This window comes from Cupriavidus nantongensis (genome assembly GCF_041726985.1).
Classification (GTDB): Bacteria; Pseudomonadota; Gammaproteobacteria; order Burkholderiales; family Burkholderiaceae; genus Cupriavidus; species Cupriavidus nantongensis_A.
Map to the genome: position 1 here is coordinate 3,354,885 of NZ_CP168303.1, position 21,893 is coordinate 3,376,777.

At 65.6% G+C, this 21,893-nt stretch carries 20 protein-coding genes; 1 reads left to right on the forward strand and 19 read right to left on the reverse strand.

The window, feature by feature from the left end:
• Positions 1–84 precede the first annotated feature (84 nt).
• From ACEI37_RS26850 to ACEI37_RS26940, 19 genes are all read right to left on the reverse strand, one after another.
• The gene (locus ACEI37_RS26850; RefSeq protein ID WP_373378818.1) at positions 85–2,400 is read right to left on the reverse strand and encodes a primosomal protein N'; all 2,316 of its coding nucleotides are present in this window, start codon (positions 2,398–2,400) and stop codon (positions 85–87) included.
• A gap of 522 nt (positions 2,401–2,922) precedes the next feature.
• Positions 2,923–4,020 carry a uroporphyrinogen decarboxylase gene (hemE, locus tag ACEI37_RS26855; RefSeq protein WP_373378819.1) on the reverse strand — a complete coding sequence of 366 codons (1,098 nt, stop codon included), beginning with the start codon at positions 4,018–4,020 and terminating at the stop codon, positions 2,923–2,925.
• Between the two features lie 46 nt (positions 4,021–4,066).
• Complete coding sequence (locus ACEI37_RS26860) at positions 4,067–5,017, reverse strand: alpha/beta hydrolase (protein ID WP_373378820.1); 951 nt, start codon at positions 5,015–5,017, stop codon at positions 4,067–4,069.
• Positions 5,018–5,065: 48 nt separating this feature from the next.
• Positions 5,066–5,506 carry a CoA-binding protein gene (locus ACEI37_RS26865; RefSeq protein ID WP_373378821.1) on the reverse strand — a complete coding sequence of 147 codons (441 nt, stop codon included), beginning with the start codon at positions 5,504–5,506 and terminating at the stop codon, positions 5,066–5,068.
• Between the two features lie 714 nt (positions 5,507–6,220).
• Complete coding sequence (locus ACEI37_RS26870; protein ID WP_010811262.1) at positions 6,221–6,637, reverse strand: F0F1 ATP synthase subunit epsilon; 417 nt, start codon at positions 6,635–6,637, stop codon at positions 6,221–6,223.
• A 96-nt stretch (positions 6,638–6,733) separates the two neighbouring features.
• Entirely contained in the window at positions 6,734–8,137 is a 1,404-nt protein-coding gene (atpD, locus tag ACEI37_RS26875; RefSeq protein ID WP_373378822.1) for a F0F1 ATP synthase subunit beta, read from the reverse strand.
• A gap of 33 nt (positions 8,138–8,170) precedes the next feature.
• The gene (atpG, locus tag ACEI37_RS26880; protein WP_373378823.1) at positions 8,171–9,046 is read right to left on the reverse strand and encodes a F0F1 ATP synthase subunit gamma; all 876 of its coding nucleotides are present in this window, start codon (positions 9,044–9,046) and stop codon (positions 8,171–8,173) included.
• A gap of 74 nt (positions 9,047–9,120) precedes the next feature.
• Positions 9,121–10,662, reverse strand: coding sequence for a F0F1 ATP synthase subunit alpha (atpA, locus tag ACEI37_RS26885; protein WP_018006200.1), 1,542 nt, complete (start codon positions 10,660–10,662; stop codon positions 9,121–9,123).
• A 38-nt stretch (positions 10,663–10,700) separates the two neighbouring features.
• Positions 10,701–11,246, reverse strand: a complete 546-nt coding sequence (locus ACEI37_RS26890; protein ID WP_111521289.1) for a F0F1 ATP synthase subunit delta — start codon at positions 11,244–11,246, stop codon at positions 10,701–10,703.
• A gap of 2 nt (positions 11,247–11,248) precedes the next feature.
• Complete coding sequence (locus ACEI37_RS26895) at positions 11,249–11,719, reverse strand: F0F1 ATP synthase subunit B (RefSeq protein WP_116355143.1); 471 nt, start codon at positions 11,717–11,719, stop codon at positions 11,249–11,251.
• Between the two features lie 99 nt (positions 11,720–11,818).
• Complete coding sequence (gene atpE, locus ACEI37_RS26900; protein WP_011299478.1) at positions 11,819–12,085, reverse strand: F0F1 ATP synthase subunit C; 267 nt, start codon at positions 12,083–12,085, stop codon at positions 11,819–11,821.
• A 71-nt stretch (positions 12,086–12,156) separates the two neighbouring features.
• Positions 12,157–13,023, reverse strand: coding sequence for a F0F1 ATP synthase subunit A (gene atpB, locus ACEI37_RS26905; RefSeq protein ID WP_035848827.1), 867 nt, complete (start codon positions 13,021–13,023; stop codon positions 12,157–12,159).
• A 242-nt stretch (positions 13,024–13,265) separates the two neighbouring features.
• Complete coding sequence (locus ACEI37_RS26910; protein ID WP_373378824.1) at positions 13,266–13,772, reverse strand: ATP synthase subunit I; 507 nt, start codon at positions 13,770–13,772, stop codon at positions 13,266–13,268.
• Positions 13,773–14,089: 317 nt separating this feature from the next.
• Positions 14,090–14,992 (reverse strand): ParB/RepB/Spo0J family partition protein, encoded by a 903-nt coding sequence (locus ACEI37_RS26915; RefSeq protein ID WP_265922096.1) that lies wholly within the window; start codon positions 14,990–14,992, stop codon positions 14,090–14,092.
• A gap of 16 nt (positions 14,993–15,008) precedes the next feature.
• A complete protein-coding gene (locus tag ACEI37_RS26920) occupies positions 15,009–15,782 on the reverse strand; it encodes a ParA family protein (protein WP_062795850.1) in 774 nt (257 codons plus the stop codon).
• Positions 15,783–15,868: 86 nt separating this feature from the next.
• Positions 15,869–16,570 (reverse strand): 16S rRNA (guanine(527)-N(7))-methyltransferase RsmG, encoded by a 702-nt coding sequence (gene rsmG, locus ACEI37_RS26925; protein ID WP_373378825.1) that lies wholly within the window; start codon positions 16,568–16,570, stop codon positions 15,869–15,871.
• Positions 16,571–16,591: 21 nt separating this feature from the next.
• Positions 16,592–18,550, reverse strand: a complete 1,959-nt coding sequence (mnmG, locus tag ACEI37_RS26930) for a tRNA uridine-5-carboxymethylaminomethyl(34) synthesis enzyme MnmG (protein ID WP_373378826.1) — start codon at positions 18,548–18,550, stop codon at positions 16,592–16,594.
• Positions 18,551–18,761: 211 nt separating this feature from the next.
• Positions 18,762–19,634, reverse strand: a complete 873-nt coding sequence (locus ACEI37_RS26935; protein WP_373378827.1) for an N-formylglutamate amidohydrolase — start codon at positions 19,632–19,634, stop codon at positions 18,762–18,764.
• Positions 19,635–19,637: 3 nt separating this feature from the next.
• Positions 19,638–20,633 (reverse strand): Bug family tripartite tricarboxylate transporter substrate binding protein, encoded by a 996-nt coding sequence (locus ACEI37_RS26940; RefSeq protein ID WP_373378828.1) that lies wholly within the window; start codon positions 20,631–20,633, stop codon positions 19,638–19,640.
• A 156-nt stretch (positions 20,634–20,789) separates the two neighbouring features.
• Here ACEI37_RS26940 and ACEI37_RS26945 point away from each other — a divergent pair, with 156 nt between their 5' ends.
• The gene (locus ACEI37_RS26945; RefSeq protein WP_373380323.1) at positions 20,790–21,725 is read left to right on the forward strand and encodes a LysR substrate-binding domain-containing protein; all 936 of its coding nucleotides are present in this window, start codon (positions 20,790–20,792) and stop codon (positions 21,723–21,725) included.
• Positions 21,726–21,893: the final 168 nt, after the last annotated feature.

Sequence of the window (21,893 nt, forward strand, 5' to 3'; positions counted from 1 at the left end):
GAAAATCACCAAGGTGCAACCTAGTGCAACCCTATCGAAAACCCTAACCCCAAGGTTGCACTCTTAATTCACATCGCCGGCCCGCTAGATCCGCAACGGGTCGATTTCCAGCTGCCAGCGCACCCCCTTCACCTCCGTGCCGACCTCGCCGAAAGTCTGCACCCACTCGGCCACAAACCGTTGCAGTACAGGGCGGGCACTCGCTTCGACCAGCATCTGCGCACGCTCTCGGTTGAACACCCGCACCATCGACATCGGCACCGGGTCATGCAGTTGCACCTCCGGCGCCAGGGTGCAGCGTTCGGCATGCCGGCGCGCGGCCTCCAGAAACTGCAGCGCCCGCTCCAGCTGCCCGTGTTCCGCCGTGACCAGCACCTGGAAGCAGAATGGGGGCAACCCGGCCTGGCGCCGCTCGCGCAACTGGCTGGCCGCGAATCCATCATAGTCATGGCGCGTCAGGGCCTGCAATGCCGGGGTATCGGGATAGCGGGTCTGGATCAGCACCTCGCCCGGCAACCCGGCCCGCCCCGCCCTCCCCGCCACCTGCATCAGCGATGCAAACAGATGCTCGGCGGCGCGGAAGTCGTGGCTGAACATGGCCGCGTCCGGATGGACGATGCCGACCAGGGTCACGCGCTGGAAGTCATGCCCCTTGGCCACCATCTGCGTACCCACCAGGATGTCGACCTCGCCCGCGTGAACCTCGTCGAACATGGCCTGCGCACTACCCTTGCGACGCGTGGAATCGGCGTCGATGCGGGCGATGCGGGCCTGGGGAAAGCGCGCCGCCAGCGCTTCCTCGATGCGCTGCGTGCCGCGCCCGAGCGGCGCGATATCGACATTGCCGCAGTCCGGGCAGTGGTGCGGCACCGGCGCCTCGAGGCCGCAGTGGTGGCAGCGCAGGCGCCGTTCGGGCCGGTGCAGCACCAGGTACGCCGAGCAGCGCGGGCAGCCCGACAGCCAGCCGCAGCTGTCGCAGGCGACCACCGGCGCATAGCCGCGGCGGTTCAGGAACAGCAGGCTCTGCTCGCGGCGCGCCAGGCGCGCGTCGATGGCTTCCAGCAACGGCACCGACAGGCCCTCGAACAGGGCGCGTTGGCGCTGGCGCTCATGGTTCAGGTCGACCAGCCGCACCGACGGCAGCGCCGCATCGGCCTGGGCGCGCTCGCGCAGCACCAGCTTGCGGTAGGTGCCCTGTCCGGCCCGCCACCAGGTCTCCATCGATGGGGTGGCCGAACCCAGCACCACCGGGATGCCGCGCTGCTTGGCGCGCCACACGGCCAGGTCGCGCGCGGAATAGCGCAGCCCTTCCTGCTGCTTGTAGGAGGTGTCGTGCTCCTCGTCGACCACGATCAGCGCCAGCGCCGGCAGCGACGCCATCACCGCCATGCGCGTGCCCAGCACGATGCGGGCCTCGCCGCGGTGCGCCGCCAGCCACTGCAGGCTGCGCTCCTGGTCGGCCAGGCCGCTGTGCAGCACCGCCAGCGGCAACTGCGGGAAGCGCGCGGCAATGCGGCTTTGCAGCTGCGGAGTCAGGTTGATTTCGGGCACGAGCATCAGCACCTGGGCCTGCGGGTCGCGCGCCAGCACCGCCTGCATCGCATGCAGGTAGACCTCGGTCTTGCCGCTGCCGGTCACGCCGTGCAGCAGGAACGGGGAAAAGCCATCGGCGTCGGCGATGGCCTGCACCGCGGCGCGCTGCTCGTCATGCAGCGGCGGCGCGGCCGATGGCGGCTGGGCGGGGTCGATCGGCAACAAGGTGCGCGCGGTGCGGCTGGCCCCGACCCAGCCGGCGGCCTGCCATTCGGCCAGCCGCGACGGAGCGGCGGCACAGAGGGCCCGCGCTTCCGCCAGGGACAGCGGCTCGCCCGTGGCGGCGCGGTCGGCCAGCGCCTGGGCGAGGGCCCGCACGCTGCGGGCGCGGGGCGGCACGGCCGCCAGCAAGGCCTCCGCTTGGTCCGGCAGCACGCGGTATTCATCGGTGCGGGCACGCTGCGACAGGCTGGGCCAGCTTTCGGCCTCGCGCAGGGCGGGCGGCAAGGCCGGCAGCATCACTTCGCCGAGCCGGCGCTGGTAGTAGCGCGCGGCAAAGGCTGCCAGCCCGATCCAGTCCGGCTGCAGCGGCGTGAGCCAGTCCAGCCGTTGCGCCACGGGGCGCAACTTGTCCACAGGCACGTCCGAGTCCTGCGCGAATTCGACCGCTACGCCGACCATGCTGCGGCGGCCGAACGGGACCACCACCAGGTCTCCGGGCGCGACGTCGGCGATGGCGAGGTAGTCGAAGCAGTCGTCGGCAGGCGTGTCGAGGGCAACCCGGATCACCGGCGGCGGCGACGACGCCACCCCTGTGGCGGCTGGCGCCAGGGACTCGGGAAGGAGCGTGCCGCTACCGGGCAGCATGCACGACTTGATGGTGCATCGCCGTGGGGCAAGGCCGGGTCCACTGACAGCCTGCCCGGACATGGCGGAGGGTTGGTGTGCGGCGCAGCATCAACTTAAAGTAAAACTTCAAATGTGGCCCTAAGTCGATGATAGATGACTGGTTTTCCACTAATTCCACCGCCCCTGTGGATAACTTTGTTGAAAAGTCGCTTTGCCTGGCCCGGAAGCCCCGAAAAACAAGGGATCCACTGGCATCGACCCCCTCTTTGCAAATCTTCCAAAGCCTTAAAAATCAAGGGCTTGCAAACATCCCCCAGATAGGGTAGGGGATAACCCTGTCCTGCACTGCGGCAAACCTATCGGTGTGCATAAGTCAAGTGCCGCCAGTCAACTCCGCGCACCTTTTTGGTGGGTGCCAGCGAAAAAGTTAACTTGACACGGTACGGCCGCGCGGCTCGCGCAGCACTGGGTACGGGCGCGGCCGGGACGCTGCGGCGCGGGCGGCGACGAACCGCCCCGCCAGCCTGCATACCGCGGCCGTCACTTCCCTGCTGTGCGCAGCTGCCGGCTGTGCCGGTGCACTTCGTCGACCAGTACGGAAACGCTCTCCGGCGGCGTGAACTGTGAAATCCCGTGGCCGAGGTTGAATACATGGCCGTCGCTGCCGCCGCCGGCGGCATAGCTGTCCAGCACGCCACGCACCTGCTCGCGGATGGCGGCCTCGGGCGCAAACAGGACGGTCGGGTCGATATTGCCCTGCAGTGCCACGCGGCCGCCGGTGCGCCGGCGCGCTTCAGCCAGGTTGACGGTCCAGTCCAGCCCGATGGCATCGGCGCCGGTGTCGGCCAGCGCTTCCAGCCACAGGCCGCCGCCCTTGGTGAAGACGATCGCCGGCACTTGCTGCCCGGCGTGCTCGCGCTTCAGGCCGGCCAGCACGCGGCGCATGTAGGCCAGCGAGAACGCCTGGTACATGCCGTCGGCGAGCGCCCCGCCCCAGGTGTCGAAAATCATCACCGCCTGCGCGCCCGCTTCAATCTGCGCGTTCAGGTACGCCGTGACCGCCTGCGCATTGATGTCGAGGATGCGGTGCATCAGGTCGGGCCGGCCGTACATCATCGCCTTGACCGTGCGGAAGTCGTCCGAGCCGCCGCCCTCGACCATGTAGCAGGCCAGGGTCCAGGGGCTGCCCGAGAAGCCGATCAACGGCACGCGCTGGCGGCCGTCCTGCACCAGCGCGCGGCGGATTTCGCGCACGGCGTCAAACACGTATTGCAGCGATGCCATGTCGGGCACGGCCAGCTTCTGCACGTCGGCCTCGGTGCGCAGCGGATGCGCGAAGCGCGGGCCCTCGCCCTGGGCGAATGACAGGCCCAGGCCCATCGCATCCGGCACTGTCAGGATGTCCGAGAACAGGATGGCCGCGTCGAGCGGGTAGCGGTCCAGCGGCTGCAGTGTCACTTCGGTGGCGTAGGCCGGGTTCTTGGCCAGCCCGAGGAAGCTGCCCGCGCGCGCGCGCGTGGCGTTGTACTCGGGCAGGTAGCGGCCTGCCTGGCGCATCAGCCACAGCGGCGTGTATTCGGTCGGCTGGCGGCGCAGCGCGCGCAGGAAGGTATCGTTCTGCAGTGCGGTCATGGTCATCCTCGTAAGACCGCCATTCTAAGGGATGGCCGCACGCGGATGCCGCTCAGACGTCGTCGATGATCCCCGTGAACGCCGACGCGGCGCGGCGCATCCATTCCCGCGCGCGCTCCGCCTCCGGCTGCAGCCGGGCGAAGCCGTGGGTCATGCCGCTGGCCTCGAGGGTGATGACCGGGGCGTCGTGGCGCACCAGGAAGTCGGCATAGGCCAGGCCGTCGTCGCGCAGAACATCGTGCGCCGCCACCATCAGCACAGTGGCCGGCGGCCGCACCGGCGGCGCGGCCATCAGGTGCACGCGCGGATCGCCGTGGGCAGCGCCCTGCGCCAGCGCCTCGGCGCCGATGAACTGGGTCCAGAACCAGGCCATCTCGTCACGCGTCAGGCCCGGGCCATCGGCGAAGGCGCGATAGCTTTCGGTGCTGAGCACGGGTGCCGCGACCGGATAGATCAGCAGCTGGGCGTCGACCCGGACCGCGTCGCCGGCATTGAGCTGCTGCGCGGCCTGCGCAGCAAGGTGGCCGCCGGCGCTGTCGCCGGCCACGGCCAGGAAATCGGGTGCCAGCCCGAGCGCCTGGCGCTGGCCGGCAAGCCACAGGACCGCTTCGGCGGCATCGTCGCAAGGCGCCGGAAAGGCGTGCTCGGGGGCCAGCCGGTAATCGACGCTGGCCACGGCGCACCCGGTATCGACCGCGAGCAAGGCCGCCACGGTGTGGTGCGTCTGCGTCGAACCAATCACCCAGCCGCCGCCGTGGAAGTACACCAGCAGCCGCGGCATGGCCACGCCGGGCGGGCGGAACAACCGTGCGCCCAGGGTGCGGCCGGCCAGCGCCACTTCGAGCTGCTGCACTACCACGCCCTCGGGATCTGGCCGCAACGAGGCGGCGGCGATTTCGGCGAAGCGGGCGCGCTGCGCCGGGACGTCGGCCGGCGCCGGCTCGGTGGCATAGCGTTCGGCCAGGCGGCGGTAATAGGCGAGCAGTTGCGGATCGATGGCCATGGTCGGCGGCGGAGGGTAATCGGGAAGGGATAAAGGAAACAGCCGGAATCAGGCCCCGCCGAGCTGGCGCGTCAGCTCGATCTTGCTGCAGCAGTCCTGCACCGCCAGCAGCCCGGCATCGGTGGCGCGACGCACCGCCCGGTCGTTGACGATGCCAAGCTGCAGCCAGACGCCGCGCGCACCGATGGCGATGGCCTCGTCGACCACACCGGGCGTGTCCTCGGCGCGACGGAAGATATCGACCCATTCGATCGGAGCGCCGGCCGCCGCAGCGGCGTCGGCGGCTTCGCGCAGCGTCGCGTGGCAGGTCTCACCCAAGATGCGTTCGCCGGCATGGCGCGGATTGACCGGCACGATGCGGAAGCCGTGGCCTTGCAGGAATTCGGCGGCCTCATGGCTGGGCCGCTCCGCACGGTCGGACAGGCCGACCACGGCTACGGTCTTCATCGCCAGCATGGCTTGTATGGCTTGCTGCATCTCAGGCGGCATTGCGTCTCCGGGCTGTGGATATGAGTGACGAGGTGACCGTGGGGCTGCATCGAAAGCGGCAGGCAACTCCTGGCCTGGTCAATCGTAACCGCAATTGTCGCGCAGGATTTGGTGCGGAAACGAACACTGAAAGCGCGGATATAAAGATAATCCCGCAACACATGTAGGCGCAAAACGTGACGCCGAGGCGCGAAAATATGCCGATCACGCCGGATTTTGGGCGCTCCGGCTTTCAACTTCTTTCAAACCGATACATTTTGTTACTGCCATGCCCGGGAGTTTCCCCCACAATGCATTGACACACCCGCTGGGCGGGCGTGGCGCCTCGGTGAAAATGGCAGTGCAGACTAAAGGGGCGTGCTGAAGAAAGCCTTTTTGTAGCGTTTCCGGCAGTAACCCGATTTTCCGATCCAGCGTAAAGCTGGCTGGACCGGAGCACCAGGAAGACCGTTGCAGCGCGTGGCCTTTGCGGCCTGTGATCGGATATCTGGATATCCGGTGCGCCTTGCTTGTCGACCTGGACCGAACCCGTTCCTTCGAATTGACCCCTCGAAGGGATTTTCCCGTCCGCGCGGAGCCTCCCCGGCCCGCGCGCTTTTTTTTGTCCAGGCGCCGCAAAAGCATATCGTTGCGCTCACAAAAAAGGCAGCCTCGCGGCTGCCTTTTTTAAATGTCGCATCGAAAAAACAACAATGCGACAGTCCTGCGCGATGCTTACTTCTTCCGACGCAGACGCGCGATCGCTGCCAGTTGGGCGGCGGCCACGGCCAGTTCGCTCTGGGCGCGGGCCAGGTCGAGGTCGCTGCTCTGGTTCTGCATCAGCTCCTCGGCGGCGCGCTTGGCTTCCTGGGCCTTGGCTTCGTCCAGGTCGCCACCGCGGATCGCGGTGTCGGCCAGCACGGTGACGTGCTTGGGCTGCACTTCGAGAATGCCGCCGGCAACGAACACGAACTCTTCGCTGCCGTCTTCCTTCTCGATGCGCACCGCACCCGGCTGGATGCGCGTGATCAGCGGCGTGTGGCCCGGCAGGATGCCCAGCTCACCCGACTCGCCCGGCAGCGCCACGAACTTCGCCTGGCCGGAGAAGATCGACGCTTCCGCGCTGACGACGTCTACAAGAATGGTTGCCATATCTGATCCTTTCTCCAATCGCTTCGCTCAAGCGGCAGGCCCGGACCGAACCGGGCCTGCCTTCGCTCCCGCTCGCACGGGAACGAAAAGCAAGGCTTACTGGAGCTTCTTGGCCTTCTCGAAGGCCTCGTCGATCGAGCCGACCATGTAGAACGCCTGCTCGGGCAGGTGATCGCACTCGCCGTCGACCAGCATCTTGAAGCCGCGAATGGTTTCCTTCAGCGGCACGTACTTGCCCGGCGAACCCGTGAACACTTCGGCCACGTGGAACGGCTGCGACAGGAAACGCTGGATCTTGCGGGCGCGGTTCACGGCCAGCTTGTCTTCCGGCGACAGTTCGTCCATGCCCAGAATCGCGATGATGTCGCGCAGTTCCTTGTAGCGCTGCAGGGTCTGCTGCACGCGGCGGGCCACTTCGTAGTGTTCCGTGCCGACGATCTGCGGGTCCAGCTGGCGCGAGGTCGAGTCGAGCGGATCGACGGCGGGGTAGATACCCAGCGCGGCGATGTCACGCGACAGCACCACGGTCGAGTCCAGGTGCAGGAAGGTCGTGGCAGGCGACGGGTCGGTCAAGTCATCCGCAGGCACGTACACGGCCTGGATCGACGTGATCGAGCCGGTCTTGGTCGACGTGATGCGCTCCTGCAGCTTGCCCATTTCTTCAGCCAGCGTCGGCTGGTAGCCCACGGCGGAAGGCATACGGCCCAGCAGTGCCGACACTTCGGTACCGGCCAGGGTGTAGCGGTAGATGTTGTCGACGAAGAACAGGATGTCACGGCCTTCGTCGCGGAAGCGCTCGGCCATGGTCAGGCCGGTCAGCGCCACGCGCAGACGGTTGCCCGGCGGCTCGTTCATCTGGCCAAACACCATGGCCACCTTGTCGAGCACGTTCGAGTCCTTCATTTCGTGGTAGAAGTCGTTCCCTTCACGAGTACGCTCGCCCACGCCGGCAAACACCGACAGACCGCTGTGCTGCTTGGCGATGTTGTTGATGAGCTCCATCATGTTGACGGTCTTGCCCACGCCGGCGCCACCAAACAGGCCCACCTTGCCGCCCTTGGCGAACGGGCACACCAGGTCGATCACCTTGATGCCGGTTTCGAGCAGGTCAACCGAAGGCGACAGTTCGTCGAACTTCGGTGCCTTCTGGTGGATCGCACGCAGTTCGTCCGAGGCGATCGGGCCGGCTTCGTCGATCGGGCGACCCAGCACGTCCATGATGCGGCCCAGGGTGCCGTGGCCAACCGGCACCGAAATCGGGGCGCCGGTGCTCTTCACTGCCATGCCGCGGCGCAGGCCGTCCGACGAGCCCAGGGCAATGGTACGCACCACGCCGTCGCCCAGCTGTTGCTGAACTTCGAAGGTCAGGCCCTTCTCGGCGAACGAGGCATCATTGCTGTCTTCCAGCACGAGCGCGTCGTACACCTTCGGCATTGCGTCGCGGGGGAACTCGATGTCCACCACGGCGCCAATACACTGCACAATATTTCCGATACTCATTTCGTATCTCCGATAGCTTGAATTCGTGACGCCTTAGACCGCAGCTGCACCGCTGACGATTTCCGACAGTTCCTTGGTAATCGCGGCCTGACGGGTCTTGTTGTAGACCAGTTGCAGTTCGCCGATCACGTTCTTGGCGTTGTCGGACGCAGCCTTCATGGCCACCATGCGCGCCGATTGCTCGGACGCCATGTTCTCGGCCACGGCCTGGTACACCAGCGCCTCGACGTAGCGGACCAGCAGCTCTTCCACGACGGTCTGGGCGTCAGGCTCGTAGATGTAGTCCCACGAGTAGGCGCGCTTCTCTTCTTCGGTCTGCGACAGCTTGTCGGCGGCGAGCGGCAGCAGCTGCTCAACCATCGGTTCCTGCTTCATCGTGTTGATGAACTTGGTGTACGCCACGTACACCGCGTCGACTTCACCATTGGTGAAGGCGTCGAGCTGGACCTTGATCGCGCCGATCAGCTTTTCCAGATGCGGGGTGTCACCGAGGTGCACCACGTGCGAAACCACCTTGGCGCCGATACGGCCCAGGAACTGCATGCCCTTGGTGCCGATGGCGGTGGCTTGCACATCCACGCCACGGCCTTGCAGGGCCTTCAGCTCATTGGTCACCGAGCGCAACACGTTCGTGTTCAGGCCGCCGCACAGCCCCTTGTCGGTCGTGACCACGATCATGCCGACGCGCTTGACGTCGCGCTCCTGCATGAACGGGTGCTTGAACTCGGGGTTGGCCGCAGCCAGGTGCGCCGCGATATTGCGCACCTTCTCGGCATAGGGACGGGCACTGCGCATCCGCTCCTGCGCCTTGCGCATCTTGGACGCGGCGACCATCTCCATCGCCTTGGTGATCTTGCGCGTGTTCTGCACGCTCTTGATCTTGGTTCGAATCTCTTTCGTTCCGGCCATATCTTCCTCTCCATCCGAACCATCGCCGCGCCGGCGTGAGCCAGGCGCGGCGACGATGTCGTGGAATTACGCGGTTAGAACGCGGCGGACTTCTTGAAATCCTCGACAGCGGCACGCAGGGCGGCTTCATCTTCCTTCGAGAGCTGCTTGGTCTCTTCGATGCGGTTGATGAGGTCGGCGTACTTGGTCTTCAGGTGGTCGTGCAGGCCCTTCTCGAACGGCAGGATGTCCTTCACTTCCACGTTGTCGAGGAAGCCGTTGTTGGCGGCGAACAGCGAAGCCGACAGCTGCCACACCTGCAGCGGCTGGTATTGCGGCTGCTTCAGCAGTTCGGTCACGCGGCGGCCGCGCTCCAGCTGCTTGCGGGTGGCATCGTCCAGATCCGAGGCGAACTGCGCGAACGCAGCCAGTTCACGGTACTGGGCCAGGTCGGTACGGATACCGCCGGACAGGTTCTTCACCACCTTGGTCTGCGCAGCACCACCGACGCGCGACACCGAGATACCGGCGTTGATGGCGGGGCGGATACCGGCGTTGAACAGGTCGGTTTCCAGGAAGATCTGGCCGTCCGTGATCGAGATCACGTTGGTCGGCACGAACGCGGACACGTCGCCGGCCTGCGTTTCGATCACCGGCAGCGCGGTCAGCGAACCGGTCTTGCCCTTGACGGCGCCGTTGGTGAACTTCTCGACGTAGTCGGCGTTCACGCGGGCGGCACGCTCCAGCAGGCGCGAGTGCAGATAGAACACGTCGCCGGGGTAGGCTTCGCGGCCCGGCGGGCGGCGCAGCAGCAGCGACACCTGGCGGTAGGCCCAGGCTTGCTTGGTCAGGTCGTCATAGACGATCAGCGCGTCTTCGCCGCGGTCGCGGAAGTACTCGCCCATGGTGCAGCCGGCGTAGGCGGCCAGGTACTGCATGGCGGCCGAGTCCGAAGCGGCGGCGGCGACGACGACGGTGTATTCCATCGCGCCGTGCTCTTCCAGCTTGCGCACCACGTTGGCGATGGTCGAAGCCTTCTGGCCGATAGCCACGTACACGCAGAAGACGCCCTTGCCCTTCTGGTTGATGATGGCGTCGACCGCGACAGCGGTCTTGCCGGTCTGGCGGTCGCCAATGATCAGCTCGCGCTGGCCACGGCCGATCGGCACCATCGCGTCGATCGACTTCAGGCCGGTCTGCACCGGCTGGCTCACCGACTGACGCGCGATCACGCCCGGGGCAACCTTCTCGATCACGTCCGTTTCCTTGGCGTTGATCGGGCCCTTGCCGTCGATCGGCTGGCCCAGCGTGTTGACCACGCGGCCCAGCAGTTCCTTGCCCACCGGCACTTCCAGAATGCGGCCGGTGCACTTGACCGTGTCGCCTTCGGAAATGTGTTCGTACTCACCCAGCACCACGGCGCCGACCGAGTCGCGCTCGAGGTTCAGCGCGAGGCCGAAGGTGTTGCCGGGGAATTCCAGCATCTCGCCCTGCATCACGCCAGACAGGCCATGCACGCGGCAGATACCATCGGTCACGGAGATCACCGTGCCGGTGTTGCGCACTTCAGCTTCGGCGCCAAGGCCCGAGATGCGGGTCTTGATCAGCTCGCTGATTTCTGAGGGGTTCAGTTGCATCACAATGCTCCTAATTCTTCAATCCGCCGGACGGCCGCTCAGGCGGCGGTCAGCGCGGTTTGCATGGCTGCCAGGCGCGCACGCACGGAGGTGTCGAGCACTTCGTCGCCAACCTTGACGCTGACGCCGCCGATCAGGGACGGGTCCACCGCCACCTGCGCGTACAGCTTGCGGCCGAACTTGCGTTCGAGTGCGGCGACGAGGTCGTTCAGCTGACCATCTTCCAGCGGGAAGGCGCTGGTGATTTCAACGTCGGACGACCCTTCGCGGGCGTTCTTGAGCGCATGGAACTGTTCGGCGATGTCGGGCATCACCGTCAGGCGGTTGTTGTCCACCAGCAGCTGCACGAAGCGGCGCGCTTCGTCGCTGACCGGGGACTTCAGCACCGACAGGAACAGTTCGGCCAGCTTGGCGCCGGGAACGTTCGGATCGTCGGCGACCGCCTTCATGTCGGGATTGGCGGCAACCTGCCCCATTTCCGACACCAGCTCGGACCATGCACCCAGGTTGCCTGCGCTCGATTCGCTGGCGACGCGGAACAGCGCTTCAGCGTAGGGACGGGCAATGGTTGCGGTTTCAGCCATGATTAGAGCTCAGCCTTGAGTTGATTGAGCAGGTCGGCGTGGACCTGCGCGTTCACTTCACGCTTGAGGATCTGCTCGGCACCCTTGACGGCCAGCACGGCAACCTGGTCACGCAGTTCTTCGCGTGCGCGGGTAGCCTGCTGTTCGGCTTCGGCCTTGGCCTGGGCAATGATGCGTGCGGCTTCTGCCTGGGCGTTCTGCTTGATCTCGTCGGCCGTCAGCTGGGCGCGCTTCTCGGCGTCAGCGACGCGTTGAGCACCCTCGGTGCGGGCTTCGGCCAGGGCCTGGTCCACACGCTTGTTGGCGAGTTCGAGCTCGGCCTTGCCCTTCTCGGCAGCGGCGAGGCCATCGGCGATCTTCTTTGCGCGTTCGTCGAGCGCCTTCACCAGCGGCGGCCAAATGAATTTGGCAACAACCCACCACAGGATGAAGAACACGACCATCTGCGCAAAAAACGTTGCGTTCAGATTCATGGTGTGTTCCTTTCGGTAATCAAACTACAGATAAATGCACAAAAGGCGGCCAGGCTGGTGGCCCGCGCCGCCCGTCAGCATCATGCAGACCGAAAAGAATTACTGGATGACAGCCAGCAGCGGGTTGGCGAACGCGAACAGCATTGCAACACCCACGCCGATCAGGAATGCCGCGTCGATCAGGCCGGCCAGCAGGAACATCTTGGTTTGCAGCGGGTTCATCAGCTCGGGCTGACGTGCGCAGGCTTCGATGTACTTGCCACCCATCAGGGCGATGCCCAGGCAGGCGCCGATAGCGCCCAGGCCGATGATGATGCCGATACCGATGGCGGTCAGACCCTGGATGTTGGCGAGAAATGCTTGCATGATGACTCCTTTAATTTAGAGAGACTTAGAACCAAAAAACCAAAAAACCAAAAACCTGAAACTTGCAGTGATCAGTGGTGATCGTGAGCCTGGCCGATATACACCAGCGTCAGCATCATGAAAATGAAGGCCTGGAGCAGGACGATCAGGATGTGGAAGATCGCCCAGACCGCACCAGCCACGACATGGCCGACAAAGCCCAGTGCCGACAGGTCCGCGCCGAACGTCCAGATCGAACCCAGCAGCGCGATCAGCAGGAATACCAGTTCGCCGGCGTACATGTTGCCGAACAACCGCATGCCCAGCGACACGGCCTTGGCCAGGAATTCGATGATGTTCAGGACCAGGTTGAACGGGGCCAGGTACCACTTGGCGCCGAACGGGGCCGAGAACAGCTCGTGCATGAAGCCGCCGGCGCCCTTGATCTTGAAGCTGTAGTAGATCATCAGCACCAGCACGGCGCACGACATGCCCAGCGTGCCGTTCAGGTCGGCGGTGGCCACTGCGCGGTGGTGGGGGATATGGATGTGGAAGATCTCGAGGACCTTGTTCAGGCCGGTGACCCAGTCGACCGGGATCAGGTCGATCGCGTTCATCATGGTGATCCAGCAGAACACCATCAGTGCCAGCGGGGCGATCCACGAACGGTCGCCATGGATGATGCCTTTGGCCTGGTCGTCGACCATCTCGACGATCATCTCGACGAAGGCCTGGAAGCGCCCCGGCACACCCGCGGTGACGCGGCGCGCGGCGGCATACAGGAACAGCACGGCGATGGCGCCGCACAGCACCGACCAGAACACCGTGTCATAGTTGATCACGGAGAAATCGACCACCGACGCCTGCTTGCCGCCGACCGAGTTCAAGTTCTGCAAGTGTTCGGCGATATAGCCGGAGGGTGTCAGCACGTGTTCCGCGCTTTGGGTAGCTTCTGCCATTGTCGAATCGAACGGTATATTGCGAAATCTTCGGGCCGCGCGCCGCTGTTCTGTGCAGCGCCCGGTACGCGTCTTGCATTGCCTTCGGCGGATTCGCCGGTCACCGCGATGCAAGCGGGTTTCCAACCTTGGCCGTGCCCGGTGTCAGCGCCATGAAACACGCCGCAGCCGTCACGGAAACTCTTGATATTCCGTCTTGGTGCCACCACTTGCAAAGGAAGCACCGCTTTCAGGCAGCGGTCCTAGCGCAAGGCCAGGGCCACCACCCAGTATGTCTTCAGCGCCAGCAGGAACGTGACCAGCATCGGCACCCAGCGCAGGTCCCGGTACAGCACCACCACCAGCACCAGCAGCGCCACCGTGGCAAAGACCTTGATCGCCTCGCCCAACACCAGTCCGCCAACCGAAGCGCGATCGCGCGCCAGCCACAGGCGGAAGGCGAAGAACCCGCTCGGCACGAAGCACACCATGCCGCCGAACAGCGCCGACCATCCATATGGCCCCGGCTCGTTCGCGAACAGCGCCCAGCACAGTGCCGACAGCAGGGAAACCGCCACCTGCGCCAGGACAACCTTGCCCGGGGTCATGCGCGAAGGACGCAGCGCGCGCTCGCCAAACAGCGTCACCGCCTCGGCATGCGACAGCGGATCGACGGCCTCTTCCTCACGGTCCGCGCCTTCTTTCCAGTCGTCCCAGTCATCTTGCTGACGGGACCCGGCGCTTTGTTGCCGACGATCTTGAACCACCACCTGCCTGCCTTATCCGGGCCGGAACTTTTCGGCCCGACCAGAATTCAAACCGCACGATTTTAAGGGGAACTACTGATTCACGTCAATCTGCTTACATTTACCTTGCAGTGCGTTGCGCACAACGGTTGCCATCACGATTGCATGATGGCTGCGCAGAAATTGCGCAGCAATGACGTTTGACGTAATTGGATTGCGCAGTGAACCCTGCGCATGATGGGGGATTACCGGTCCGCCACAAGGTATACAGGGGATCGACCCGGCCAGTGCTGCGTGCGCGCAACAGTCGCCGCAACAATGGCCGTTTATCGCGCAGTAAATCAGGCGGCCTGCTGCCCTTCGCGGGATTCGCGCAGGCGCGTCAGCACCCCTTCGAGCGCATCGTTGTTGCTGAAGTGGATGGTCAGCTGCCCCTTCCCGCGTGGCGACAGCTTGATCTGCACCGCCAGCCCGAGCGCATCCGACAACTCCTCTTCCAGCCGCGCGACGTCACGCACATTGTTGCCGCCCTTCTGCTTGAGCGACTTCAGGTCGAACGGCTTGAGCGTCGAGGCCACCAGCTTCTCGGTCTCGCGCACCGACAGACGCTTGTTGACGATCTGGTTGGCCAGCGTGATCTGGTTGGCACCGTCCACCGCCAGCAGCGCGCGCGCGTGGCCCATGTCGAGGTCACCGGCCATCAGCATGGTCTGCACCGGCGCGGCCAGATTCAGCAGCCGCAGCAGGTTCGACACCGCGCTGCGCGAGCGGCCCACCGACTCGGCCGCCTGCTCGTGCGTGAAACTGAACTCGCGGATCAGCCGCATGATGCCCTGCGCTTCTTCCAGCGGATTCAGGTCTTCGCGCTGGATGTTCTCGATCAGCGCCATCGCCGCTGCGGCTTCGTCGGCTACGTCCTTGACCAGCACCGGCACCTTGTCCAGTCCGGCCAGTTTGGAGGCGCGGAAGCGCCGCTCGCCGGCAATGATCTCGTAGCGGTCGGGCTCGGCCACACGCCGCACCAGGATCGGCTGCATCAGCCCCTGGGCGCGGATGCTCGCGGCCAGCTCCTGCAGCGCGCCCTCGTCCATGCGTGTGCGCGGCTGGTACTTGCCCGGCTGCAGCTGGTTCAGGTTCAGCACGGTGGGCGCACCCTCCTGCTTGACCGACTCGACGATTTCGGCGGGCCCGCCCAACAGCGCTTCCAGGCCGCGGCCCAGGCCCTTCTTCTTTGCAGTGCTCATGCTCTTGCCCTCTCCTTCAGCCCAGCTGCCGGACCCGCGCGATCATCTCGGCGCCGAAGTCCAGGTACGCCTTGGCGCCCTTCGATGACGGATCGAACGCCACGCCCGGCATGCCATAGGACGGTGCCTCGGCCAGCCGCACATTGCGCGGGATCAGGGTCTTGAAGACCTTTTCACCGAAGTGCGATTCCAGTTGCGCCGACACCTGCTGCTGCAGCGTCACGCGCGGATCGAACATCACGCGCAGCAGGCCGATTACCTGCAGGTCGCGGTTCAGGTTGGCGTGCACCTGCTTGATGGTGTTGACCAGGTCCGACAGCCCTTCCAGCGCAAAGTACTCGCACTGCATCGGCACGATCACGCCGTGCGCCGCGCACAGGCCGTTCAGCGTCAGCAGCGACAGCGACGGCGGGCAATCGATCAGCACGAAGTCATAGTCGCCGTCGACCTCCGCGATGGCCTGCCGCAGCCGGCGCTCGCGCTGGTCCAGCTCGACCAGTTCCACTTCCGCACCGGCCAGTTCGCGGTTGGCGGGCAGCACGTCGTACTTGCCGGTTTCGGAGCGCTGGCGCGCCTGGGCGATGCCGGCCAGTCCGACCAGCACCTGGTACACGCTGGTTTCCAGCGCCTGCTTGTCGATGCCGGACCCCATCGAGGCATTGCCCTGCGGGTCCAGGTCGACCAGCAGCACGCGCTGGCCCTGCGCCGCCAGGCCAGCGGCAAGGTTCACCGTGGTGGTGGTCTTGCCTACCCCGCCCTTCTGGTTTGCGATCACGAATACCTTGGCCATAAGCTCCTGCGGCTCCTGCTTCAAATCATCCGGCCAGCACGCGGCCGGCAGTTCGCGGCGCGCTTCTCGCGGCGCCGCGGCGTAGGTCATGCGGGGGCACCCGCGCGGCGCGACAGCACCACCAGGTGGCGCTCCGCCTCCAGCCCGGGCACGGTCAGCCGCGGCACGGCGTCGACCTGCCATTGCGCCATCAGTCCGGCGGCTTCCATGCGGTCCAGTTCGGCGTGCGGATACACCCCCTTCATCGCGATCAGCTTGCCGCGCGGCGCCAGCAGCTGGCCCGACAGGCTGACGAAATCCGTCAACTCGGCAAACGCGCGCGAGGTGATCACGGCAAAGCCGTCGGCATCGTCCAGCTTCTCTACCGGGCCCCAATGCGCGGCGGCATTGGACAAGCCCAGCTGGGCGCGGCACTGCGTCAGGAAGGCGGTCTTCTTCTGCACGATGTCGACCATCAGCACCGACACATCGGGACAGGCGATGGCCAGCGGCAGGCCCGGCATGCCGCCACCCGAGCCGACATCGAGCACCCTGCCCCGCGCCGGCGTATCGACTTCGGCGGCACGGGCAGCTTCGGCCAGTGCCGGCACTGCGGCGAGGGAATCCAGCAAGTGATGCGTAAGCATCTCGTCGGGATGGCGGATGGCGGTCAGGTTGTAGACGCCATTCCATTTGCGCAGCAGCGCGAGGTACGCGAACAGCGTGTCGATCCGGTCCGGCGCCAGGGCCAACCCGATCTCGGCCAGGCCCGCTTCAAGGCGACGACGCTGCGTGGCGTCGTCGGTCATGGTGGGTCGCGGAGCGGGCACTCAGGCAGCCTCTTCACCGTTGCCGGACGAGGTGCCGGCGTCCGCACGGCCGCGGCCCAGCCCCTTCTTCTTCAGGTGTACCAACAGCAGCGAGACCGCCGCCGGCGTCACACCCGAGATGCGCGATGCCTGGCCCAGGGTTTCCGGGCGATGCTGGTTCAGCTTCTGGCTGACCTCAAAACCCAGCCCGCGCACTTCGGTGTAATCCAGCCCTTCCGGCAGGCGCGTCGATTCGTTGGCTTCCAACTTGTCGACTTCAGCCGCCTGGCGGGCGATATAGCCGTGATACTTGATGCCGATCTCGATCTGCTCGCGAATCTGCTCCGCCAGCATCGGCTCCGCATCAAGCGGGGCCTCGGGCGCGTGGCGACCGCCCTGCAGCGCCATCAGGGCTTCATAGCTGACTTCCGGGCGACGCAGCAGGTCGGCCAGGCTGTACTCGCGCTCGATCGGCTTGCCCAGCAGCGGCACCGCCTCTTCGGCCGGCAGCATCGCCGGGTTCACCCACGTGCTCTTCAGGCGCTCTGTTTCACGTGAAACAGCGTCGCGCTTGCGGTTGAACGCGTCCCAGCGCGCATCGTCGACCACGCCCAGTTCACGGCCAACCTCGGTCAGCCGCATGTCGGCGTTGTCTTCCCGCAGGCTCAGGCGGAACTCCGCCCGGCTGGTGAACATGCGATACGGCTCGGTCACGCCACGCGTGATCAGGTCATCGACCAGTACGCCGAGGTAGGCCTGGTCACGGCGCGGCGTCCACGGATCGCGCTCGCGCACGTAGCAACCGGCATTGATACCGGCCAGCAGGCCCTGCGCCGCGGCTTCTTCATAACCCGTCGTGCCATTGATCTGGCCGGCGAAGAACAGGCCCCGGATCGCCTTGCTTTCCAGCGATGCCTTCAGGGCGCGCGGATCGAAGTAGTCATATTCGATCGCATAGCCAGGACGCAGGATATGTGCGTTTTCCAGGCCGCGAATTGAATGGACCAGTTCCAGCTGTACGTCGAACGGCAGGCTGGTCGAGATCCCGTTGGGATAGAACTCGTTGGTGGTCAGGCCTTCCGGCTCCAGGAAGATCTGATGGCTTTCCTTGCTGGCAAAGCGATGGATCTTGTCCTCGATGCTGGGGCAGTAACGCGGCCCTACCCCCTCGATCACGCCGGTGTACATCGGCGAGCGGTCCAGCCCGCCGCGGATGATGTCGTGGGTACGGCTGTTGGTATGGGTAATCCAGCACGGCAGTTGCTGCGGGTGCTGTTCGGGCCGGCCCAGGAACGAGAAAACCGGCACGGGATCCAGGTCGCCGGGCTGCTCTTCCATCACCGAAAAATCGATGGTGCGCCCGTCGATGCGCGGCGGCGTACCCGTCTTCAGGCGGCCCTGCGGCAGCTTCAGGTCCTTCAGGCGCGCCGACAGCGACACCGCGGCCGGGTCGCCGGCGCGGCCGCCGGTGTAGTTGTCCAGCCCCACGTGGATCTTGCCGTCCAGGAAAGTGCCGGCGGTCAGCACGACCGCGCGTGCGCGGAAGGCGATACCGACCTGCGTCATGGCGCCGACGACACGGTCGCCCTCCACCATCAGGTCGTCAACGGCCTGTTGGAACAGCATCAGGTTCGGCTGGTTCTCCAACCGGGTGCGGATCGCCTTGCGATACAACACCCGATCCGCCTGGGCGCGCGTGGCACGCACGGCCGGTCCCTTGCTGGAATTCAAGATGCGGAACTGGATGCCGGCCTCGTCCGTGGCGGCGGCCATGGCACCACCCATGGCGTCCACTTCCTTGACCAGATGCCCCTTGCCGATGCCGCCGATCGACGGGTTGCAACTCATCTGCCCCAGCGTCTCGATGTTATGGGTCAGCAGCAGCGTCTGGCAGCCCATGCGGGCGGCAGCAAGGGCGGCTTCAGTGCCGGCATGGCCACCGCCGACGACGATGACATCGAATTCTTTCGGGTAAAGCATGGGACACCTCCTCCGGGAGGCTGGCGGGAAAATACGGGACTGCGAAATTATAGCGGCATTCGAGTTATCGCCTTCCGGTCGACGCCATGTTTCACGTGAAACATGGCGATTGCGGTACGTCATCAGTCGCCTGAAAGCGACGTTGTGTTTCACGTGAAACAAAAAGGCCGGGCGCAAGGCCCGGCCATATGTTTCACGTGGAACAAGCGTCTCAGAGCTGGGAACGGATATAGGCCGCCACTTGCTCGGTCAGCTTGCCGAGGTCACGCTGCAGCGAAGCGAATCCTGCATTGCGCTCGCGAGTTACCTCATCCATGTACAGCGGGCGCCGGATCTCGATCTGCAGGCTGTTGCGCAGCTCCGCCGGACGCCCGATCTGCGCGATCAACTGCACGCCCTTGTAGGGATCGTTGCGCGCGACGGTGTAGCCCATGCCGCGCAGTTCCCGCTCGACCAGATCCACCAGCCCCGGCTCGCAAGTCGTCCCATCGCGGTCGCCCAGCACAAAGTCCGCCAGTGGGTGCGGGCTGGCGATCTTCAGGCGCTCGTAGGCGTTGTTCGGCATGGAGTGCAGGTTCAGGTGCCAGAGCGCGCCAAAGCGCGCGTAAGCGCCCTCCACGGCCTCGGCCAGCGCCGCATGGTACGGGCGATAGTAGCGCTCGATGCGTGCCTGCACTTCCGCGACCGACAACCTGCGGTCGTAGATCGGCGTGTCCGCGTCGATCCGGCTCCAGATCAGGCCGTATCCCAGCTGCGTCTTCGGCCCCGGGGCCAGCGGCGTCGGCCAGGCACCGTCGAGCTGGGCCGGGTCGATGTCGTCCGCCATCCGGTTCGGATCGATATAGACGCGCGGGAAGGTCGCCGCCAGCAGCGTGCCGCCAGCCGCCGGCACGGCCTGCCACAGCGCGTCCACATGCGTATCCTCGCCGCCGCGCAGCCGGGCGGCGGGCACCACGGCGCCAAAGTCCGCCGGGTAGGCCGTCCCGCTATGCGGCGAGTCGCACACCAGCGGCAGGGCCTCCCCTTCCGGCAGGCGCACGATCACCGGCGGCAGCGCGGCCGCCTGCTTGCTTGCTTCCGCCATGCCTTAGTCCAGCTTGATCTCGGCGGCCTTGGCGACGCGGGCGTAGCGTGCCATGGCCTGCTGGATCTGTGCCTTGAACTGTTCCGGCGTGGTCGGCACCAGGGTGCCGCCGGACTCCTCGACCTTGCGCTTGAACTCGGGGTTCTGCATGGCCTTGTGGATCGCCTGGTTCAGTTTCGCGACGATGGCGGGCGGCGTATTGGCTGGCGCGACAATGCCGAACCAGCCGCCCTCGCCCATGTCCTTGAAGCCCAGTTCGGCGTAGGTCGGCACGTTGGGCAACTGCGCGGAGCGCGCCGCGCCCAGCACCGCCAGTGCCCGCAGACGACCGGCCTTTACGTGCGGCAGCGTTGACGACAGGTTGTCGGTGATCGCGTTCACCTGTCCTGCCACGGCATCGTTCAGCGCCAGCCCGGCGCCCTTGTACGGAACGTGCAGCAGGTCGATCTTGGCCAGCATCATGAAGTTCTCGATGTTGACGTGGCCGAGCGAGCCGGCGCCCGGCGAGGCGAAGCTGTACTTGCCCGGGTTCGCCCTGGCGAGCGCGATGAACTCTTGCATGGTCTTGGCCGGCACGCTCGGGTGCACCGCGAATACGCTGGGGATCGCCACCACGTTGGTGACCGGGGCAAAGTCCTTGATCGGGTCGTACTTGAGCTTGGGGTACACGGCCGGATTGGAGCCATGCGTGCTGACCGTGGCCATGCCGATGGTGTAGCCGTCCGGCGCGGCATTGGCGACCTGCTCCATGCCCAGCGAACCACCGGCGCCGCCCTTGTTTTCCACGACGATCGACTGCCCCAGCTCGCGGCCGGCAAACTCGGCCACCAGGCGCGCCGACAGGTCGGTCGAGCCACCGGCGGCAAACGGCACGACCAGACGGATCGGGCGGGTCGGGTAGTTGGCCTGCGCCAGCGCGCTGCCGGCAAAGACCAGCGTGGCGGCGGCGGCGGTGCCGGTCAGCAGCAGCTGGCGGCGGGACATCCGGGCTCGGATCATGGGGTTTCTCCTGTTGGTTTTGTGCATGAACCGGGCGAGTGTCAGCCGTTTACCGGCCGGGCGCAAACGACTATATTGCACCTTTGCATTACCAAAGATCATCCTTGCGCCGGCCCTGGCAAACCGCCCTGCCCGCTCTCCGCCCCTCCCTCCGCCATGCGGCTGCATTCCCCTTCGATGTCCGAGTTGCATGCCTTTGCCACCGCGGCGCGGCTGGGCAGCTTTACGCGCGCAGCGGAGGAACTGTGCGTGACGCAGGGAGCCATCAGCCGGGCCATCGCCCGGCTGGAAGCGCATTTCGGCCAGCCGCTGCTGCAACGCAATGCGCACCGGCTGGGACTGACCGACGCCGGCCGGCAACTGCTCGATGCCGTGGCCGAGCCGCTCGCCGCGATCGAACACGCCAGCGCCGCCTTGCGCGCCGGCGACCGCCGCCATCACCTGACGCTGTCGGTGGTGCCAACGCTGGCCAGCGTCTGGCTGGTGCCGCGGCTGCCGGATTTCCATCGCCGCCATCCGGAAATCCGGCTCGACTTCGTGCCCTACCAGCGTGACGAAGACTTGTCCGGCCCCTCCCCCGACGCCGCCATCCTGGCCGGTGAGGCCGGCAAGTGGCCAGGCCTGCAGGCCGACTACGTGGTCGGTCGGGAAATGGTGCCGGTCTGCCACCCGGACCGCGCGCGCGCCCGCCGCGCGGCCGGCCGCTGGCAGTCTCCCGCGGAGCTGCTGGATGAGCCCCTGCTCTACCACACCACCGCGCCGGCGAACTGGCAAAACTGGCTGCTGGCGGCCGGCGTACCCAACGCTGCGCCCCGGTTATCCACAGCGTTCGACCAGGTCTCGATCCTGATCCAGGCAGTCCGCGCCGACATGGGCGTGGCCGTGCTGCAGCGCTGCCTGGTGCGCGAGGAAATTGCGGCGGGACGCGTGGCGGCGCCGTTTGACCTGCCCATTACGCTGCAACGCGGCTATTTTCTGTGTGCGCCGAAGGAGCGGCGCGATCATCCGGCCTTGAATTGCTTCCGCACGTGGCTGTTGGAGACGGCGGCCGAGGATATCACCAGAAAAAACGCCATATTATTCGACAGATGACTTAATACAACGCATTTTCAAGCCATGCCATTCATCATGTGGATACAACTGCGGCATGGATCATAGGGATGGATATCTGGTGTGTTTTTTCCGGCAAGAACATTCATCTGATAAATAGAAGGACGGTGTGGAGGACCCATACGGTTGCCACAGCGTTACAAGGTCGGG

Coding starts and splice junctions, on each gene's coding strand:
- ACEI37_RS26850 (WP_373378818.1), bottom strand. CDS start 2,400: ATGCTGCCCGGTAGCGGCACGCTCCTTCCCGAGTCCCTGGCGCCAGCC.
- hemE (WP_373378819.1), bottom strand. CDS start 4,020: ATGACCATGACCGCACTGCAGAACGATACCTTCCTGCGCGCGCTGCGC.
- ACEI37_RS26860 (WP_373378820.1), bottom strand. CDS start 5,017: ATGGCCATCGATCCGCAACTGCTCGCCTATTACCGCCGCCTGGCCGAA.
- ACEI37_RS26865 (WP_373378821.1), bottom strand. CDS start 5,506: ATGCCGCCTGAGATGCAGCAAGCCATACAAGCCATGCTGGCGATGAAG.
- ACEI37_RS26870 (WP_010811262.1), bottom strand. CDS start 6,637: ATGGCAACCATTCTTGTAGACGTCGTCAGCGCGGAAGCGTCGATCTTC.
- atpD (WP_373378822.1), bottom strand. CDS start 8,137: ATGAGTATCGGAAATATTGTGCAGTGTATTGGCGCCGTGGTGGACATC.
- atpG (WP_373378823.1), bottom strand. CDS start 9,046: ATGGCCGGAACGAAAGAGATTCGAACCAAGATCAAGAGCGTGCAGAAC.
- atpA (WP_018006200.1), bottom strand. CDS start 10,662: ATGCAACTGAACCCCTCAGAAATCAGCGAGCTGATCAAGACCCGCATC.
- ACEI37_RS26890 (WP_111521289.1), bottom strand. CDS start 11,246: ATGGCTGAAACCGCAACCATTGCCCGTCCCTACGCTGAAGCGCTGTTC.
- ACEI37_RS26895 (WP_116355143.1), bottom strand. CDS start 11,719: ATGAATCTGAACGCAACGTTTTTTGCGCAGATGGTCGTGTTCTTCATC.
- atpE (WP_011299478.1), bottom strand. CDS start 12,085: ATGCAAGCATTTCTCGCCAACATCCAGGGTCTGACCGCCATCGGTATC.
- atpB (WP_035848827.1), bottom strand. CDS start 13,023: ATGGCAGAAGCTACCCAAAGCGCGGAACACGTGCTGACACCCTCCGGC.
- ACEI37_RS26915 (WP_265922096.1), bottom strand. CDS start 14,992: ATGAGCACTGCAAAGAAGAAGGGCCTGGGCCGCGGCCTGGAAGCGCTG.
- ACEI37_RS26920 (WP_062795850.1), bottom strand. CDS start 15,782: ATGGCCAAGGTATTCGTGATCGCAAACCAGAAGGGCGGGGTAGGCAAG.
- rsmG (WP_373378825.1), bottom strand. CDS start 16,570: ATGACCGACGACGCCACGCAGCGTCGTCGCCTTGAAGCGGGCCTGGCC.
- mnmG (WP_373378826.1), bottom strand. CDS start 18,550: ATGCTTTACCCGAAAGAATTCGATGTCATCGTCGTCGGCGGTGGCCAT.
- ACEI37_RS26935 (WP_373378827.1), bottom strand. CDS start 19,634: ATGGCGGAAGCAAGCAAGCAGGCGGCCGCGCTGCCGCCGGTGATCGTG.
- ACEI37_RS26940 (WP_373378828.1), bottom strand. CDS start 20,633: ATGATCCGAGCCCGGATGTCCCGCCGCCAGCTGCTGCTGACCGGCACC.
- ACEI37_RS26945 (WP_373380323.1), top strand. CDS start 20,790: ATGCGGCTGCATTCCCCTTCGATGTCCGAGTTGCATGCCTTTGCCACC.